This window comes from Flavobacterium ginsenosidimutans, assembly GCF_003254625.1.
GTDB lineage: Bacteria > Bacteroidota > Bacteroidia > Flavobacteriales > Flavobacteriaceae > Flavobacterium > Flavobacterium ginsenosidimutans.
The window spans coordinates 1-19,032 of record NZ_QJRJ01000076.1; the positions used below are offsets into that span (position 1 = coordinate 1).

19 protein-coding genes are annotated in these 19,032 nt (G+C 34.0%); 9 read left to right on the forward strand and 10 right to left on the reverse strand.

Annotated elements, in window-relative coordinates; all coding sequences use genetic code 11:
• Positions 1 to 79: 79 nt before the first annotated feature.
• Both DM444_RS10755 and DM444_RS10760 read right to left on the reverse strand, forming a co-directional pair.
• Positions 80 to 1,120 carry a PLP-dependent cysteine synthase family protein gene (locus DM444_RS10755; protein ID WP_111286460.1) on the reverse strand — a complete coding sequence of 347 codons (1,041 nt, stop codon included), beginning with the start codon at positions 1,118 to 1,120 and terminating at the stop codon, positions 80 to 82.
• A gap of 71 nt (positions 1,121 to 1,191) precedes the next feature.
• Positions 1,192 to 3,252 carry a S9 family peptidase gene (locus DM444_RS10760; protein WP_111286462.1) on the reverse strand — a complete coding sequence of 687 codons (2,061 nt, stop codon included), beginning with the start codon at positions 3,250 to 3,252 and terminating at the stop codon, positions 1,192 to 1,194.
• A gap of 144 nt (positions 3,253 to 3,396) precedes the next feature.
• Between DM444_RS10760 and DM444_RS10765 the strand changes: the two genes are divergently transcribed.
• Positions 3,397 to 3,717: a YbaB/EbfC family nucleoid-associated protein gene (locus tag DM444_RS10765; protein ID WP_008462685.1), complete on the forward strand. Its 321-nt coding sequence runs from the start codon at positions 3,397 to 3,399 to the stop codon at positions 3,715 to 3,717.
• A gap of 89 nt (positions 3,718 to 3,806) precedes the next feature.
• Here the strand turns inward: DM444_RS10765 and DM444_RS10770 are convergent, their stop codons facing one another.
• On the reverse strand, positions 3,807 to 4,826 hold the full coding sequence (locus DM444_RS10770) for a threonine aldolase family protein (RefSeq protein WP_111286464.1): 1,020 nt from the start codon (positions 4,824 to 4,826) through the stop codon (positions 3,807 to 3,809).
• Positions 4,827 to 4,977: 151 nt separating this feature from the next.
• On the opposite strand from DM444_RS10770, the gene prfB reads away from it, so the two are divergent.
• The 8 genes from prfB (at position 4,978) to hemN (ending at position 12,799) form a co-directional block, all read left to right on the forward strand.
• Positions 4,978 to 6,076, forward strand: a protein-coding gene (gene prfB / locus DM444_RS10775; RefSeq protein ID WP_111286466.1) for a peptide chain release factor 2 whose coding sequence is annotated in 2 segments (ribosomal slippage) — positions 4,978 to 5,040 and positions 5,042 to 6,076 — 1,098 coding nt in all. Because the reading frame shifts where the segments join, the coding sequence is not laid out codon by codon here.
• 98 nt (positions 6,077 to 6,174) lie between these two features.
• Positions 6,175 to 6,621, forward strand: a complete 447-nt coding sequence (gene msrB / locus DM444_RS10780; protein WP_111286468.1) for a peptide-methionine (R)-S-oxide reductase MsrB — start codon at positions 6,175 to 6,177, stop codon at positions 6,619 to 6,621.
• A gap of 332 nt (positions 6,622 to 6,953) precedes the next feature.
• Positions 6,954 to 7,952: a UDP-3-O-(3-hydroxymyristoyl)glucosamine N-acyltransferase gene (gene lpxD / locus DM444_RS10785; RefSeq protein WP_111286470.1), complete on the forward strand. Its 999-nt coding sequence runs from the start codon at positions 6,954 to 6,956 to the stop codon at positions 7,950 to 7,952.
• A 146-nt stretch (positions 7,953 to 8,098) separates the two neighbouring features.
• Positions 8,099 to 9,727 carry an acyl-CoA carboxylase subunit beta gene (locus DM444_RS10790; protein WP_111286472.1) on the forward strand — a complete coding sequence of 543 codons (1,629 nt, stop codon included), beginning with the start codon at positions 8,099 to 8,101 and terminating at the stop codon, positions 9,725 to 9,727.
• Positions 9,728 to 9,850: 123 nt separating this feature from the next.
• Complete coding sequence (locus DM444_RS10795) at positions 9,851 to 10,273, forward strand: DoxX family protein (protein WP_111286474.1); 423 nt, start codon at positions 9,851 to 9,853, stop codon at positions 10,271 to 10,273.
• 108 nt (positions 10,274 to 10,381) lie between these two features.
• Positions 10,382 to 10,726 (forward strand): hypothetical protein, encoded by a 345-nt coding sequence (locus tag DM444_RS10800; RefSeq protein WP_111286476.1) that lies wholly within the window; start codon positions 10,382 to 10,384, stop codon positions 10,724 to 10,726.
• 108 nt (positions 10,727 to 10,834) lie between these two features.
• Positions 10,835 to 11,311, forward strand: a complete 477-nt coding sequence (locus tag DM444_RS10805; RefSeq protein WP_111286478.1) for a hypothetical protein — start codon at positions 10,835 to 10,837, stop codon at positions 11,309 to 11,311.
• A gap of 123 nt (positions 11,312 to 11,434) precedes the next feature.
• The gene (gene hemN / locus DM444_RS10810; protein ID WP_111286480.1) at positions 11,435 to 12,799 is read left to right on the forward strand and encodes an oxygen-independent coproporphyrinogen III oxidase; all 1,365 of its coding nucleotides are present in this window, start codon (positions 11,435 to 11,437) and stop codon (positions 12,797 to 12,799) included.
• A 23-nt stretch (positions 12,800 to 12,822) separates the two neighbouring features.
• Here hemN and DM444_RS10815 read toward each other — a convergent pair whose 3' ends face one another.
• From DM444_RS10815 to ccoS, 7 genes are read right to left on the reverse strand one after another with little or no spacing between them, the layout of a single operon-like run.
• Positions 12,823 to 13,524, reverse strand: coding sequence for a sulfite exporter TauE/SafE family protein (locus tag DM444_RS10815; protein ID WP_111286482.1), 702 nt, complete (start codon positions 13,522 to 13,524; stop codon positions 12,823 to 12,825).
• A gap of 6 nt (positions 13,525 to 13,530) precedes the next feature.
• Entirely contained in the window at positions 13,531 to 13,980 is a 450-nt protein-coding gene (locus tag DM444_RS10820) for a FixH family protein (RefSeq protein WP_111286484.1), read from the reverse strand.
• Between the two features lie 10 nt (positions 13,981 to 13,990).
• A complete protein-coding gene (gene ccoG / locus DM444_RS10825) occupies positions 13,991 to 15,409 on the reverse strand; it encodes a cytochrome c oxidase accessory protein CcoG (protein WP_111286486.1) in 1,419 nt (472 codons plus the stop codon).
• Positions 15,410 to 15,419: 10 nt separating this feature from the next.
• Positions 15,420 to 16,355, reverse strand: a complete 936-nt coding sequence (locus DM444_RS10830; RefSeq protein WP_111286488.1) for a cbb3-type cytochrome c oxidase N-terminal domain-containing protein — start codon at positions 16,353 to 16,355, stop codon at positions 15,420 to 15,422.
• Between the two features lie 2 nt (positions 16,356 to 16,357).
• The gene (locus DM444_RS10835) at positions 16,358 to 16,552 is read right to left on the reverse strand and encodes a CcoQ/FixQ family Cbb3-type cytochrome c oxidase assembly chaperone (RefSeq protein ID WP_111286490.1); all 195 of its coding nucleotides are present in this window, start codon (positions 16,550 to 16,552) and stop codon (positions 16,358 to 16,360) included.
• 7 nt (positions 16,553 to 16,559) lie between these two features.
• A complete protein-coding gene (gene ccoN / locus DM444_RS10840) occupies positions 16,560 to 18,746 on the reverse strand; it encodes a cytochrome-c oxidase, cbb3-type subunit I (protein ID WP_111286492.1) in 2,187 nt (728 codons plus the stop codon).
• 2 nt (positions 18,747 to 18,748) lie between these two features.
• Positions 18,749 to 18,940 carry a cbb3-type cytochrome oxidase assembly protein CcoS gene (ccoS, locus tag DM444_RS10845; RefSeq protein WP_111286494.1) on the reverse strand — a complete coding sequence of 64 codons (192 nt, stop codon included), beginning with the start codon at positions 18,938 to 18,940 and terminating at the stop codon, positions 18,749 to 18,751.
• Between the last annotated feature and the right edge of the window lie 92 nt (positions 18,941 to 19,032).

Consider the following 19,032-nt stretch of genomic DNA (forward strand, 5'->3'; position numbering starts at 1 on the left):
AAGTTCTTACAGGTGTTTAATTAAATATATTTGTCTAATAATCTGTATCGATTATTTAGGACTAGTCAGTAAATTCTCTTTACTTTACAAATTCAATTTTTTGAACTTCTTCTTCATTAACACTGTCAAAGAAACCTTGTTCGTTCATCCAGTCATCACTAAATACTTTACTCATATAGCGTGAACCGTGATCTGGAAAAATTGCAATGATATTACTGTCTTTTGTAAATTCTCCTTCTTCTGCATATTGTTTAATGGCCTGCATTACTGCTCCAGAAGTATATCCAACAAATAAACCTTCTTTACGAGTGATTTCTCTTGCAGAGTGAGCACTTTCTTCGTCGGTTACTTTCATGAATTTATCAATAATATCAAAATCTGTTGCCGATGGGATTAAGTTTTTTCCTAAACCTTCTATACGATATGGGTAAATTTCTTTGTTATCGAATTCTCTTGTTTCGTGGTATTTTTTCAATACAGATCCAAAAGCATCAACTCCTAGGATTCTAATATTCGGATTCTTTTCTTTTAAGAATTTTGCAGTTCCAGAGATAGTTCCTCCTGTTCCACTGCACGCAATTAAGTGCGTAATTTGTCCTTTTGTTTGTTCCCAAATCTCTGGACCTGTAGTGTTGTAGTGAGCATCAATATTCAATTGGTTAAAATATTGATTAATGTAGACTGATCCTTTAGTTTCTTCGTGTAAACGTTTTGCTACATTATAATATGATCTTTCATCATCAGCAGAAACGTGAGCCGGACAGACATAAACTTTGGCGCCTAAACTTCTCAACATGTCAATTTTATCTTTCGATGATTTTGAGCTTACGGCTAAAATACAATTGTAACCTTTAATAATGCTTACCATTGCTAAACTAAATCCTGTATTACCAGATGTGGTTTCGATAATGGTATCTCCCGGAGAAAGAATTCCTTTTTTCTCGGCTTCTTCAATAATATATAACGCTATTCTATCTTTTGAGGAATGACCTGGGTTGAAAGCTTCTACCTTTGCGTAGAAATTTCCTTCTAACTCTTCGGTGATTTTATTTAGTTTAATAAGCGGGGTGTTACCTATTAACTCTAAAACATTATTATAAGCGGTTATTTCTTCTTTCATAAAAAAATAGTTAATCAAAGGCCTTTTTAAATTAACCTTGATAGGTTGCAAATTTAACAAAAAATTTCTAATTAGCTTTTAATTTTTTCTAAATCTAATAAAAAACTAAATTCTTTTGCTAAGTCTTTTAAAGCCTCAAAACGTCCCGAAGCCCCGCCATGACCTGCATCCATGTTAGTATCTAAAAACAAAAGATTATTATTTGTTTTTAAATCTCTTAATTTAGCAACCCATTTGGCTGGCTCCCAATATTGTACCTGCGAATCGTGCAATCCAGTAGACACATACATATTAGGATATTCCTGCGCTTTTACATTATCATAAGGTGAATATGATAACATATAATCATAATATTCTTTTTTGTTTGGGTTTCCCCATTCGTCATACTCTCCAGTTGTAAGCGGAATACTGTCGTCTAGCATCGTCGTAATTACGTCTACAAAAGGCACCTGAGCGATAACGCCGTTATACAATTCAGGAGCTTCATTTACGATCACTCCCATTAAAAGTCCGCCAGCAGATCCTCCCTCTGCATAAAGATGTTCGGGAGAAGTATACTTTTGGTCTATTACAAATTTAGAGCAATCGATGAAATCTGTAAAGGTATTTTTCTTTTTTAACAGTTTTCCATCTTCATACCATTGTCTTCCCAAGTCCTCGCCTCCTCTGATATGCGCAATAGCATAAACAAATCCGCGGTCTAAAAGTGATAATCTTGTTGAAGAAAAATACGTATCCATTGTGATTCCGTATGAACCGTATGCGTAAAGCAACAACGGATTTTTACCATTTTTCTCTAATCCTTTTCTATAAACCATCGAAATAGGCACTTTTACACCATCTCTGGCTTCTGCCCAAACTCGTTCTTCTATATAATTGTTCTTATCAAATTTTCCACCTAAAACCTCTTGTTCTTTAAGAATTTCTTTGGTTTTAGTCTTCATATTAAAATCTATTACAGAAGACGGAGTTGCCAATGATTGATAACTGTAACGCAAAATATCAGTATCAAAATCAACATTTGTTGTTGTGTATGCATTATACGTTTCACTGCCAAAAGGAAGATAATAATCTGGCTCATCGCCCCAAGGCATAATTCTAATATGATTTAATCCGTTAGAACGTTCTTCTACAACTAAATAATTCTTAAAGATTTCAATATCTTCCAACAAGACATCTTCTCTATGCGGAATAAGATCTACCCAGTTTTTCTTTCCTGTTTTACCTTCAGGCGTTTTCATCAATTTAAAATTGGTCGCCTTATCTTTATTGGTTAGAACATAAAAAGAATCTTCATAATGAGAAATACTGTATTCTAACCCGCGTACACGAGGCTGAAAAACTGTAAATTCTCCATCTGGATTACTTGAATTTAGAATTCTATATTCAGTCGTCAAAGTACTTCCAGAACCAATAACAATATATTTTCTTGATTTTTCTTTGCTGATCGACACATTAAAAGCATCATCAATTTCATCAAAAACCAAAACATCCTTTTCAGATGCTGTATTTAATTTATGTCTAAAAACCTTATCGGCTCTCAACGTAACTTGATCTTGTCTCACATAAAAAATAGTATAGTTGTCATTCGCCCAAACTGAAGCGCCAGTAACATTTTCTATTTTATCCGCTAAAATTTCACCAGTCTCTAAGTTTTTTATTTGAATAGTGTAAATTCTTCTTCCAACAATATCTACTCCAAAACTAGCAAATTTGTTATCTGGACTAATACTTAAACCTCCTAATTTGAAATAAGCGTGTCCTTTTGCCATTTCGTTACAATTAAAAAGAATTTCTTCTTCGGCAGAAAGGCTTCCTTTTTTTCTAGCAAAAATTGGATAATCCTGCCCTGTTTCGAAACGTGTAATATAAAAATATCCGTTATAGAAATAAGGAACAGAAGAGTCGTCTTCTTTAATCCTTGCTTTCATTTCTTCAAACAGGCTATCTCTTAAATTTTGGGTATGAGAAGTCATGCTTTCATAATAAGCATTCTCCTTATTTAGGTAATCAATTACTTCTGAATCCTCTCTGTCATTAAGCCAGAAATAGTTGTCAATCCTAGATTCTTTATGTTTTTTTAATGTCTTTGGAATTATTTTAGCCTTTGGGGCTGATATATCATTTTGCATTTATTAAGCATTAATTTTTAAATATGAAGACGCAAAAATAGCACAAACCCAACAGAACAGAATTAATTTTTTCTTAAATTATTCTATTGAATTCACACAGCAATATACTAATTTTGTCTGAAATAATTTAAAAAATCAACAAAAATGGATTTAATGGGAATGATGGGCAAACTTAAAGAAACCCAGCAAAAAATTGAAGATACTAAAAAGCGCTTAGATACTGTTTTGATTGATGAACAAAGCGCTGACGGATTATTAAAAGTTACTATCACTGCTAGTAGAAAAATAAAATCACTTTCTATTGATGATTCTCTTTTAGAAGATAAAGAACAATTAGAAGATTACTTAATTGTAACGTTAAATAAAGCTATAGAAAAAGCAACAAGTGTAAACGAAAGAGAATTAGACGCCGTTGCTAGAATGGATATGCCTTCTATTCCTGGAATGGATAATTTGTTTAAATAAGATTCTAAGAAACTAAGATTCTAAGTTTCTAAGTTTTCGACAGAAGAAAAACTCAGAAACTTAGAATCTTAGCGACTTAGTAACTTCCCCTAAAACTTCGAAAGTGTATCAATTACATAAGTATGCATTACTTCTTTATAATCTAAATGTGTTACAATACGAAGTTTATTATGTCCTAAAGAACTTATCAATATATTTTTCTGTTTTAATTTTTCAATTAACAATTGGTCGCTGTAACCTTCTGCAAGCGAAAAAATTAAAATATTTGTTTCAACGGGTTCAATAGATGCAATCCAAGGTTTTGTGCTTAAGACCTTTGCAATTTCTTTCGCTCTGCGATGATCTTCAGCCAATCTTTCGATATTATGAGCCAAAGCATATAATCCTGCTGCTGCCAAATAACCAACTTGACGCATCCCTCCACCTAATATCTTCCTGATTCTCAACGCTCTGTGAATATCAGCTTTACTTCCAAGCAGTACAGAACCAATTGGAGCGCCTAATCCTTTAGACAAACAAACTGAAATAGTATCGAAAATAGCTCCAAATTCTTTAGGATTCTGTCTTTTAGCTACTAACGCATTCCAAATTCGAGCGCCATCTAAGTGAAACTTTAAATTATTAGCATCACAGACCTTTTTTATCTCTCTTAAATCTTCTAATTCGTAACAAGCTCCACCACCTTTATTGGTTGTATTTTCTACACAAACCAAACTCGTTAGCGGACTATGATAAAACTCTGGATCATTTATCGCAGCAGCAACTTGCGGAGCTGTAATCATTCCGCGGTTTCCATCTAATAAACAGCAAGAAACACCGCTGTTAAAAGAAACTCCTCCTCCTTCATAATGATAAACGTGAGCATATTTATCAGCAATTAATTGTTCTCCAGGCTGCGTGTGCAGTTTAATTGCAGTCTGGTTTGCCATAGTTCCAGACGGAAAAAAAAGCCCAGCTTCCATACCAAAAAACTCCGCTGTTCTATTTTCTAATTCAATCACCGTTGGGTCCTGTTTGTATACATCATCGCCGACATGAGCGTTAAACATATACTGAAGCATCTCATAAGTAGGCTTTGTTATGGTATCGCTGATTAAATTTATTTCCATATTCTAAAAACTATATCTTATTTTTGTAGACAAAATTACGTATTACAAATAGTTATTCTTGGCAAGTTTAATAAAATTTAACTCGCTCGTTTCTATAGACCAAATTAACGTAATAATTCTAAAAAACATATAAAAACCTATTAATTAATTTATGACAACAGCCGAACAAGTAAAAGGTATTGTGGAGCGCCTTGGTGCGTTGAGGAGGTATCTTTGACGTCGATGCTAAACTAATCGAGATTGCAAACGAAGAAGAAAAAACTTTCGCTCCTGATTTTTGGAACAATCCAAAAGAAGCAGAAATCCTTGTAAAAAATCTTCGAAACAAGAAAAAATGGATTGAAGATTATGACAAAGCAGTATCACTTACAGAAGAATTACAGCTAGCTTATGATTTTTACAAAGAAGGAGAACTTACTGTAGACGAATTAGATGAACAATATGAAGCTGCACAAGCACATATCGAAAACATCGAATTTAAAAACATGCTTTCTGATGAAGGTGACAGTTTAAGTGCAGTAGTACAAATCACTGCTGGAGCTGGAGGAACAGAAAGTTGCGACTGGGCTGGAATGCTTATGCGTATGTACATGATGTGGGGAGAAAGTTATGGCTATAAAATTAAAGAGCTTAACTTTCAAGAAGGCGACGTTGCCGGAATTAAAACCGTAACTTTAGAATTCGAAGGAGATTACTCATTCGGATATTTAAAAGGAGAAAACGGAGTTCACCGTTTGGTTCGTATTTCGCCTTTTGATAGTAATGCAAAACGTCATACTTCATTCGTATCGGTTTACGTTTATCCATTAGTTGATGATAGTATCGAAATCGACATTAATCCTGCCGATATCGAAATCACAACTTCTCGTTCGAGTGGTGCGGGTGGACAGAACGTAAACAAAGTTGAAACTAAAGTTCAGTTAGTTCATAAACCAACTGGAATTCAGATTCAATGTTCTGAAACAAGATCTCAGCAAGACAACAGACAGCGTGCTATGCAAATGCTTCGTTCCCAATTGTATGAAATCGAATTAAAGAAGCAACAAGCGCAACGTGCTGATATTGAAGCTGGAAAAATGAAAATCGAATGGGGTTCGCAAATTCGTAATTATGTAATGCAACCGTATAAATTAGTAAAAGATGTTCGTACAGGTTATGAAACAAGCGATGTCGACGGTGTAATGAACGGAAATATCGATCCTTTCTTAAAAGCCTATCTAATGATGATGGGACAGAAGGAAGAGGAATAAAGTTTTCAGTCGCAGTCACAGTTTTCAATTTAAATTAGCTAAAACTGTGACTGGAAACTGAGACTGAAGACTGAGACTGAAAACTTAAAAAAATAGTTATGATAAAATGGGCAGATGTAATTCATTTTACAAATAAAGGAAATCCAGCTCCAGATAAAAGAGTGGAGAAAACGGAAGAAGAATGGAAACAAATTCTAACTCCAGAAGAATTTCAGGTTACACGATTAAAAGGAACTGAAAGATCTTTTAGCTCTGAATTATGTAGTTTATTTGATCCTGGAATTTACGAATGTAAATGTTGTGGTACTTTATTGTTTGATGCCAGCGAAAAGTTCGAATCTGGAACAGGATGGCCATCTTTTACACAACCTGTAAAAGAAAATGCAATTGGATATCACGCAGACAGATCTCACGGAATGATCCGTGTTGAAGTAACTTGTAATGTCTGCGATTCGCATTTAGGTCACATTTTTCCTGATGGTCCACCTCCAAGTGGCTTACGTTACTGCATTAATGCAGTTTCTTTATCAAAAATTAAAGAATAACACATAAAAAAAGCGGTTCATTAAAATGAATCGCTTTTTTTTTAATCCCTCACTATAAATGATTTAACAAAACAAATGTAAGCTATAACCTAACAATTAAATTATTTATTTTCCCTACTCAATTTTCAATTATTCCAGACAAAATACCCAAGCCACTGTTACTCAGTTTATTGAAAAACTTTCATTAAATTAATATACTGAATGTTAATTTTGTAAAAATCACCATCTTATTTTAAACATTTATTAAGAAACATAAAAATATAATTAGGTAATTAAAATCTAATTCATTTTATTTGGCAAAAAATAACCCTTAAGTCGATTAAAATTTGTCAATGAGATCCTATTCAATTCAAGAAATTAGCGAAGTTATTAATGGCGTAATTTACGGCAGTACTTCACAAAGCATAACTGCCACAGAACAATTAGAAAAAGCAACAACTTCGGAAATCTCATTTATCGGAAATAAAAAATACGAAAAATACTGGTCGACATCTAATGCTTCAATTGCAGTTGTAAACGAAGATATTTCAATAGAACCTGGAGAAAATCGCGCTTTTATAAAAGTAAAAAATGCCGATTTGGCAATGTCACAAATCCTTGCCCTTTTTGCTCCCCCTGCCCCAATCTTTCATAACAATATTCATAAAACAGCAACTATAGACGAAACCGCTATAATTGGTGAAGGCGCTAAAATTGGTGCTGGCTGTTACATTGGTCCAAAAGTTGAAATTGGAGCTAACGCCGTAATTTATCCGAATGTCACCATTTTAGACGAATGCACAATCGGAAGAAACACGATTATCTGGTCTGGAACTGTTATTCGCGAACGTTGTCATATTGGAAGCGAATGCATCATTCACCCAAACGCAACAATTGGCGCAGATGGTTTTGGATTTCGCGCTTGCACTGAAAAAGGTCTCGTAAAAATTCCGCAAATTGGAAATGTAATTATTGGCAACGGTGTAGAAATTGGTGCAAATTCGTGTGTTGATCGCGGAAAATTTAGCTCTACAATTCTAGGCGATGGCTGTAAAATAGACAACTTAGTTCAGATTGGCCATAACAGCAAATTAGGCAAGTTCTGCATTATGGCTGGAAACAGTGGTTTAGCAGGTTCAGTAACCTTAGGAAACGGAGTTATTATTGGCGGAAGCGCTTCTATAAAAGACCACACAACAATTGGTGATGGTGCAATAATTGGTGCTGGATCTGGCGTTACCGGAGATGTTCCTGCTGGAAAAACCATGTTAGGATATCCTGCAGTTGAAGCTCGAGATGCCTTAAAACAGTGGGCTTTATTAAAACAAATGGTTTGCGGTCCTAAAAAATAATTTTAATTCAAACTCCAAAAATAGAAACATCCACTAAACGGATGTTTTTTTTATTTAATACCATTTCTTAATTCATAAAGCAACTCTTTTATTTCAATTGATTTTGTAAATTAGCCAACACTATTTTATCAAATCAATACTACATTATGGATTTAAACTTCAATAAAAACGAAGATCACAATAAATTACTTCTTTCTGAACTAAAACAAAAATTCGCAAAAGTAAAATTGGGCGGAGGCGAAAAAAGAATCGAGAAATTGCATTCTGAGGGAAAAATGACGGCTCGCGAAAGAATTGCTTATTTATTGGATGAAAATTCAAAAAGTATTGAAATTGGAGGTTTTGCTGGCGAAGGAATGTATCCAGAACATGGTGGCTGCCCTTCGGGAGGTGTTGTTGTAAAAATTGGTTACATCAAAGGCAAACAATGCATTGTTGTTGCCAATGATGCAACTGTAAAAGCTGGAGCCTGGTTTCCTATAACAGGAAAGAAAAATCTTCGTGCGCAGGAAATTGCAATGGAAAACCGACTTCCGATTATTTATCTTGTGGACAGCGCAGGAGTTTATCTGCCAATGCAGGATGAAATTTTTCCAGATAAAGAACATTTCGGACGTATTTTTAGAAACAATGCTCAAATGAGCAGTATGGGAATTACCCAAATCGCTGCCGTTATGGGAAGCTGTGTTGCTGGTGGAGCTTATCTGCCAATTATGAGTGACGAAGCTCTGATAGTCGATAAAACTGGAAGCATTTTCCTTGCTGGAAGCTATTTAGTAAAAGCCGCTATTGGAGAAACAATTGATAATGAAACTTTAGGTGGCGCAACAACACATTGTGAAATTTCAGGCGTGACTGATTATAAAGCTAAAGATGATAAAGACGCTTTAGATAAAATCAAAAATATTGTAGACAAAATTGGCGATTTTGATAAAGCTGGCTACAGCCGAATCAAAGCTGAAAAACCAGCCTTAGAGCCAAATGATATTTACGGAATTCTTCCAAAAGCTAGAACCGAACAATACGATATGATGGAGATCATCAAACGTTTGGTTGATAATTCAGAATTTGAAGCTTACAAAGAAGGTTACGGACAATCTTTAATAACAGGTTACGCTCGAATTGATGGCTGGGCTGTTGGAATCGTTGCCAATCAGAGAAAAGTGGTAAAAACCAAAAAAGGTGAAATGCAGTTTGGTGGCGTTATTTATTCTGATAGCGCTGATAAGGCAACTCGTTTTATAGCCAATTGCAATCAGAAAAAAATTCCGTTGGTGTTTTTACAAGATGTTACAGGTTTTATGGTTGGTTCAAAATCAGAACATGGCGGAATTATTAAAGACGGTGCTAAAATGGTAAATGCGGTGAGCAATTCTGTAGTTCCTAAATTTACGGTTATCGTTGGAAACTCATACGGAGCAGGAAACTACGCTATGTGTGGAAAAGCTTATGATCCTAGATTAATATTTGCATGGCCAAGCGCAGAACTTGCTGTAATGGGTGGAACTCAAGCTGCAAAAGTATTAGCGCAAATCGAAGCTTCTTCGCTTAAAGCGAAAGGGGAAAAAGTCGATGAAGCGAAAGAAACAGAGCTATTCAATAAAATAAAAGCACGTTACGACGAGCAGACTTCACCATACTATGCGGCATCAAGACTTTGGACAGATGCGATCATCGATCCTTTAGAAACTCGCAATTGGATTTCGATGGGAATCGAAGCTGCAAACCATGCTCCTATTCAAAAACCATTCAATTTAGGAGTCATTCAAGTTTAATGATTAAAGAATTCTCAATAATGCGTTAAATAAAAAGTAAAAAACTTATTTTCCATTCGTTAAAAATACATATATCACTAAAAATTAGTAACTTAGTAATATAATTTTTAATCACACAACATCATGGAAAATGTAAAAAGTTTGAATAAATGGGCAAATTCGCACACTTATTTACCAGTTGATTTAGTACGTATTGTTTTGGGTGCATTTTTATTTATGAAGGGTGTCTCTTTCGTCACCAATGTTCAATACTTGCATGATTTGATTTCCCCTATCGATAAATATGGCGGAGGTATGTTTATGCTGCATTACATTGCTCCAGCCCACATGATTGGTGGTATAATGATTATTTTTGGACTATTAACCAGATGGGCAATCGCTGCTCAATTACCAATCTTATTTGGTGCAGTTCTCGTAAACTCTATGGGAAAAATGCACTCTGAAAGTTTGCTTCTGGCTGTAGTTGTATTATTGGTCTGCACCTTCTTCCTATTTTATGGAAGTGGTAAACATTCTGCAGATTACTACTTTAAAATGCAACAATAACTTCATAAATCCTCAGTTTTTTACGAAAAAAGGCTGAGGATATTTTTTGAGTGTTAATTAATTCTATAAAATTTCTTTTATTGTGTTTTATGACTTAAATTCGCCGACATGAATTGGATTCGTAAAACCGTTATTTTCATTGTCCTTTTACTTGCAGGTCTATTTGCTTATCAAGCAGATCAGTCTTCTGTACACGTAATTGAAACAAAATCGGATACGAATTTCTGTAAAGACTTTGCAGATTCATCTGCATTTATTCAGCCACAAGGAAGTTATCAATTTGCGGCAAACATCAAAACAAATTCAACTGGAATAATCAAATGTTTTGATTCACTTTTACCGCTGGTACCACAGCATCAGACCGTTACATCTATTACAGCATATACTAAACTCTTTACTACTCAGAGTAAAAAGGTTTTAGTCATACTCTATGCTTTCCATTTTTTCTGGTAAATAAATATCTGATCTCTTTTTGAAGATTTATTCTTCATTTACAAGTAAACTGTTTTCTAACTGAAGACTGTTTCGCATATCATTTTATTTATTTCATTAAAAAACATTATGGAAACTACAACCACAATAATGGGTATTGTGATTTTAATTATTGTTGCTATCCCAATATATTTTTCTGCGCGCTCGTCGGCAGCTAGTAAATCAAGAATTTTAAACATTAAGAAACGATTCAATCCAACAAATCCTGAGAGTTTTGACTTGACTGAATCTATCAATAATAAGACCTTAACGATTGATCAGAAAAATAATAAATTCATTTTAATGAATTTCAATCCAAATCAGCAAGAGTCAATATATGTTGATTTGAACACAATTGCTTCATGTAAACTTGTTCCGACAACTGATTCAAATTCAGATACAATTATTAAAATTGATTTTGAATTTCAAGAAAAAGGAACATCTAAAAAAATAATAATTCCATTCTATGATTTTGACGATGACCGCATCAAACAGATTAGCGTTTATCAAGATCATCAGTTTGCGAAAAAATGGCTTAAAATCATCCAAGATTCTATATCACGTTAGTTATTTAATTCAATAAGGAGACTCAAATTTTGGGTCTCTTTTTTTTTTTACAGTTTTCATGATATTTGTCATTTTATGTCACTGCTTGAAGTTTTAATTTTGATGTAAACTAAATCCGTCGTTATGAAAATCTCTTTGACTCAAAAATACAATGTCCCAGGTCCAAGATATACAAGTTATCCGACAGTTCCGTACTGGAATGAAGCAGATTTTACTGCAGAAAAATGGATCACAACTTTACAGAAATCATTTTCAGAAAGTAATTCGAAGAACGGAATCAGTTTATATATTCATTTGCCTTTTTGCGAAAGCATGTGCACATTTTGCGGATGCAATAAGCGAATTACAAAAAATCACTCCGTAGAAGAAAAATACATTCAAGCAGTTTTAAAAGAATGGAGCTTATATTGCAAATTTCTTCCTGAAAAACCTGTCATTAAAGAAATTCATTTAGGTGGAGGAACTCCAACATTTTTTTCAAAAGAGAATTTAGAAAGCCTTATTAACGGAATTTTTGTTCATGCTGTAAAAGCAGAAAATCACGAATTTAGTTTTGAAGGACATCCTAATAATACCACTTACGAGCAGCTTAAAAAATTATATGATTTAGGCTTTCGCCGAGTAAGTTTTGGAGTTCAAGATTACTCCTCTACGGTTCAAAAAGCAATAAATAGAATCCAGCCTTTTCATAACGTTGCTAAAGTAACTTTTTGGGCAAAAGAAATTGGTTATACTTCAATTGGACACGATATTATTTTTGGACTTCCCTTTCAAACTATCGAAGATGTAATTGATACGGTTGAAAAAACTAATTCATTAAAACCAGACAGATTAGCATTTTACAGCTATGCACATGTACCTTGGATAAAAGGAAACGGGCAACGTGGATTTAATGAAGAAAATTTACCAAAGGATGCCGAGAAAAGAAAATTGTACGAAATTGGGAAAAAACTTTTAATTCAAAATGGTTATCATGAAATTGGTATGGACCATTTTGCTTTAGCTGATGACAGTTTGTACAAAGCAGCTCATAATGGAAAACTACACAGAAATTTTATGGGCTACAGCGCTTCTAAAACACAAGTTATGATAGGACTTGGTGTTTCTTCAATAAGCGATAGCTGGTACAGTTTTGCTCAAAACACAAAAAGTCTTGAGGAATATTATGAGATTTTAGAATCTGATAAACTTCCTGTTGTAAAAGGTCATATTTTAAATGATGAAGATCTTATTATTAGAAAACACATCCTAAATTTAACCTGCGAATTAGAAACTTCTTGGACGGCAGAGTCTCTAAATTTTGCTGAACTTCCAGAAGTTTTAATTGCTTTGAAAGAAATCGAAAACGACAATTTGATTGTTATTGAAAATAATAAAATAAAAATTACAGAAGAAGGCAGACCTTTTGTTCGCAATATCTGTATGGCATTCGATTTACATCTAAAAAGAAAGTCACCGGAAACAAATCTGTTTTCGATGACTGTATAAATTAATCTTTAGAAAATATACTTTTAGTGGCAGTTTGGAGTCTGCTGTACAAATAAACTCATGTTCGAAGGTGAAATATAAGGAATTCCTAATCCTAATCCGCGAAGGATAAATAAAACCCCAATTACAACCGCTACATACGGAATTGCTTTCTGAATTTTATTTCGAAATGGCAATCTCAATAACGTGTTTACATAAACTACAATTGTCATTAACGGAATACTTCCTATTCCGAATAAAAGCATATAAAGAACTCCGTAGCCAGCACTTTGCATAGCAATTGCTCCAAATAATGCAACATAAACCATTCCGCAAGGAAGAAAACCATTCAAAAGACCAATTGTAAAAAGAGATTTATAGCTTTTATTTTTAAATTGACTTCCAAGGTTGGTTTTTATTTTTGAAATGATTCTGTAAACAGGTTTAGAAAAATTGTATTGAGCAAATTTCTTCTCTGGAATTAAAACCACAATAATCATTATTACACCAATAATAATTGACATTTTCTGTTGTAATCCTGCCAGGAAAAAACCTCTTCCAAGTAATCCAAAAATTAACCCGATTGAAGCATAAGCTGTTAAACGACCAAAATGATACGTCATAATTTGCGTTACCTTTTTAGCTTCATTTTGCCTGTCTACAGGAAGCATCATGGCAATTGGCCCGCACATTCCAACACAATGCAGACTACTGATCAAACCTAAAAAGAAAGCTGAGAATAACATTTTGATTTAGTTTACGTAAATAACTTCTTTAGTGAGATATTTTTTTCCTTCATATTGCCATTCCATATTCACATCCCAACGGCCTTTTATTAGTTTTTTCTGCGGAATCAATATTGATGAATTGCTTAAAGCAATTTGAGTATTAAAATCAAATTTCTTATTTGAAGGTCTATACAGCAAGATATTTCCTTTCACTTTATCACTTTCAAATCCTGCAGGAAATGTTACTGCTACACCATCCTCAGTATATTTTATTGATGGTTTGTGCTGTAAATCGTGAGCATTTTGAATTCTAGCCATTTCTTCCTGAAAATGCGTGTCGTGTTTGTAATATTCTTCAACAACCAAATCGTTATCGTATTTAGAATTTGATTGCACTTCAAAAACAAAATATAAAATAAATGTCATAAACAATGCAAATGCAATGACGATTCCTGTTCCCCAATTAATTTTCATAATAATTATTTTAATTAAAACTTCGTGGTCCTAAGAAATTTGTAGTTGTTGTTTCTAGGAGTTGAGAACCATTATAAACTCCAATTTTTACTTTTGTTTTGTCACTTTCTAATAAAACTTCATCAATTTCGATAAACAAAGTTCCTTGAGAAATTCCTTCTTTCGCAACTTTAAAATGTTCTTTACCAACATTCTTAATTTCTCCTTTTTGATCAATCAATTCGAAATGAATATCATTGTAATCTTTCATTGTCTTGTTTACAATTTTATAGGTGTAAACATTACTGATTTTTTCCCCATTATGTTGAAACAACTGACCTGGTAAACGTAAAACTACCGCTTGTACATCTGTTCTTAAAAACAGCATTCCAACAAAAATACTCAATAGAATAAAGAGGACAGCTGTGTATCCTTTCATTCTTGAGGTAAATTTGAAAGGTTCTTTTTTGGCAATTTCATCTTCAGAAGCATAACGAATAAGACCTTTTGGCAACCCTACAGATTCCATAATATGATCGCATTCATCTATACAGGCAGTACAGTTTGTGCATTCTAACTGCGTTCCGTTTCTAATGTCAATTCCCATTGGACAGACATGAACGCATTGAAGACAATCAATACAATCTCCTTTTCCTGTCAATGCTCTATCTTCATTTTTTTTGAATTTTGCACGGCCTTCTTCTTTTTCACCGCGAACAAAATCGTAGGCAACATTTATAGATTTATTATCTAAAAGAACACCTTGCAATCTTCCGTATGGGCAAGCAATAATACAAACCTGTTCACGAAACCAAACAAAAACAAAATAGAAAACGCCTGTAAATATTAGAAGTGCAATAAAATTACTAGCCTGCGCGATTGGACCTTGCTCAATCATTAAAAATAAAGCATCACTCCCTACCAAATAAGCCAAGAATATATTTGCAATAAGAAAAGAAATTAGAAAGAAAATAGTCCATTTGGTGAGTCTTTTTCTAATTTTTTCCCCATTCCATTCTTGTTTTGCTAAACGAGTTTGTGCGCCACGGTCTCCATCAATCCAATATTCTATTCGACGGAAAACCAATTCAAGGAAAATAGTCTGCGGACAAATCCACCCACAAAATATTCGTCCAAAAACGACGGTAAATAAGAGTATAAATACAACACCGATCAGCATTGAAATTACGAAGAGATAAAAATCCTGTGGCCAAAAAGGGAATCCAAAGATATTAAAACGACGTTCGATAATATTGAACATCATAAACTGATTCCCATTTATTTTAATAAACGGATTTATGAATAAAATTGCCAATAAAACATAGCTGACAATTTTTCTATAATCGTAAAATTTACCAGACGGTTTTTTAGGGAAAATAAATTTCCGTTTACCACCTTCATCTATTGTTCCAATGGTATTTCTAAAAGCTTCGTCTGGTAAATTTGACATGATATTCTAATTATTTTTTAACTTCAGTGGTATCTTTTGGTGCAGTCGCAGCATCAGTTTTAGGAGCGCTATCGTCTACCCAAACCTCTCCTTCTGCTTCTTTCGGATCTTTAGGATTACTTCCTTGTAAAGACAGAATATAACTAGCGACTTTTTGTATTTCTTTTGGTTTAAGAGTTCCTTTCCAGGCAATCATCCCTTTGCCATCTCTACCTCCATTTGTAATGGTGTGGAAAAGATTTTTAATTCCTCCACCTAAAATCCATTTATCATCTGTAAGGTTTGGTCCAATTTGTCCTCCTGCATCCGCACGGTGGCACGCAGCACAATTGGTTGTAAAAATTTCTTTTCCTGCGGCTAAACTTGGTTCGTCAGTAAGTAAAACAACCGTTTTTTCATCCATTAAATCTGGTGCAGTTTTCATGTATTCTTCAACATCAATTTTTGCCTGCGCCATTTCTTTTTTCAACTCCATTTCTTGGTTGTCAGCACCTAAAACATCATAACGAACGACATAGATTACTCCAAAAAGAATACAGATGTAGAATAAATACACCCACCAAGGCGGTAAATTATTATCCAACTCTTTGATTCCGTCATAATCATGATCCATCAATAAATCGGCTTCTTTTTCAATTGGCTCCGTTTTAGTCAATTTGTGCATTAAGTTTTTGAACCAAGTGCTCTCTTTGAAACTTAAACTTTCTTCAAGTTCTTTTTGTGCTTTCTCTTCTGGTGATAATAATTGATACATCACTCTATTTACAGCGCTAAGCGTAATTTCGATAGCAATCAGAATAAACAAAAAGACAAATAAAAAGAGCGAAACCATTGGGAATTTTATAAAAGCTGGTTTATCGCCTGAATCTATAAAATATTCCATCAAAGCAAATACGATGAAGAAAATCAACGGTACTCTAATATATACTGGGAAAAACTTTTTCATTTTTATCTATCTTTTGTAGTTACACTAAGTCCTTCATCTAAAGGTATATTACTCATTTCTTGAATTTTTTCTTTTCTATAAGAGAACACCCAAACGCCTAATCCTACAAAGAAGAAGAAGAAAATCAAGAGGGAAATAATCGGGTATAATTCTACACCCGATATTGTTTCCATATTGTGTTTTATTTGTTCAAACATAATGCTGTTATTTTGAAGTTTCTTTTACTTTAATATCAGTACCAAGTCTTTGAATATAAGCGATCAAAGCAACGATTTCTCTTTCGTTCATCGGAATGAATTTTTCGCCTTTTGCAGCAGCTTTTTTGCGGCTGTCTTCGTAACTCTTCACGAAATCAGGATCACTTTCTAAGCTTTTTTCTATTTTAACTGCTTGTTCTCTTAAAGTTCTTTGTGCATTTGCAACATCTTCTGGAGAATATGGTACACCTAATGAAATCATTGCCTGCATTTTCTTTTGTGTCAACGAAATGTCCATTGGTTCATTATCAAATAACCATTTATAACCTGGCATAATTGATCCTGCAGATGTACTTTGCGGATTCCACATGTGGTTAAAGTGCCAATTGTCATTGTACTTACCACCTACTCTTAATAAGTCTGGACCTGTACGTTTTGATCCCCATAAAAATGGATGGTCGTAAACAAACTCACCAGCTTTTGATTGAACTCCATAACGTTCTACTTCACTTCTAAACGGACGAACTGATTGAGAGTGACATCCAACGCAACCTTCTCTAATGTATAAATCGCGTCCTTCAAGCTCTAACGGTGTATATGGTTTTACACTTGAAATTGTTGGAATATTTGATTTTACCATAATCGTTGGCACAATCTGAATAACACCTCCAATTAAAATTGCGATTGTAGCTAAAATGGTTAACTGAATTGGTTTTCTTTCTAGCCATGAGTGGAATTTCTCTCCACTTAATCTACTGCTTTTTATTGTTTGTAAAGCTGGAGCTTGAGCTAATTCATCTTCAATTGTCTGACCTGCTCTTACAGTCATAATAATATTGTAAACCAATGTCAGCATACCAATTAAGTACAACGTACCTCCGATAGCTCTCATCCAATACATTGGCATAATAGCCGTTACCGTTTCAAGGAAATTTCCATAAGTTAAAGTCCCATCTGGATTAAATTGTTTCCACATAGAAGCTTGTTGAAAACCAGCTACATATAACGGAATTGTATATACGATAATACCTAAAGTTCCAATCCAGAAATGGAAGTTTGCCAATTTCTTAGAGAATAATTCTGATTTTGTCATTCTTGGAATCAACCAATAGATAATAGCAAATGACATAAAACCATTCCAAGCTAAAGCTCCTACGTGCACGTGTGCTACGATCCAGTCCGTATAGTGCGCAATAGCATTTACATTTTTTAAAGATAACATCGGACCTTCAAAAGTTGCCATACCGTAACCTGTAATCGCTACTACGAAGAATTTTAAAACTGGTTCTTCACGAACTTTATCCCAAGCTCCTCTTAATGTAAGAAGACCATTGATCATACCTCCCCAAGATGGAGCAATTAACATTACTGAGAATGCAACTCCTAAATTCTGAGCCCAGTTTGGCAATGCAGAATACAATAAGTGGTGTGGTCCAGCCCAGATATATATAAAGATTAAAGACCAAAAGTGAATAATAGATAATCTATATGAATAAACAGGTCTGTTTGCAATTTTTGGAACGAAATAGTACATTAATCCCAAAAACGGGGTTGTCAAGAAGAATGCTACCGCATTGTGCCCGTACCACCATTGTACAAGTGCATCTTGAACACCAGCATAAACAGAGTAACTTTTTAAGCCTGAAACCGGAATTTCAATGTTGTTAAAAATGTGCAGTACCGCTACCGTTACAAATGTTGCTAAATAGAACCAAATTGCAACATATAGGTGATGCTCTCTACGACGCAGCATGGTTCCTATCATATTGATTCCCATTACTACCCAAATTAAAGCGATAGCAATATCAATTGGCCACTCTAATTCTGCATATTCTTTAGAAGAAGTATAACCTAACGGAAGTGTAATTGCTGCAGCGACAATAATTAGCTGCCATCCCCAGAAATGAAGGTTACTTAAAAAATCACTAAACATTCTGGCTTTTAGCAATCTTTGTAGTGAGTAGTACATACCGGCAAAGAAAGCATTACCCACAAAGGCAAAAATAACTGCATTGGTGTGTAACGGTCTTAAACGGCCGTAACTAAGCCACGAAATCCCATCTGTCATGTTGGGAAAAAGGTACATTACCGCAAGGGTAAGTCCCACTAACATACCCACAACACCAAAGAGTATTGTGGCGTAAATGAATTTTTTTACAATTTTGTTGTCGTAATAAAACTGTTCCATTTCCATAATTATACTTGTTTTTCTTCGATTGGTGAATTATTATTTTGGGAATTAATTTTGGTTTCGTCATCAAAAAGAATCCTGACTGAAGGCGTATAATCATCATCGTACTGTCCAGATTTGACAGCGATAATAAAGGCAATAAAGAAACAGATTGCCACAAAAATACTTACTGAAATTAATAGATAAATAACACTCATACCTTAGATTTATATTAACAAAATTACTTCGTTAAAGGCGCATAAAATATGATAATTATCATAAACAAAAAGATTGTTAAATTTATAAAAAA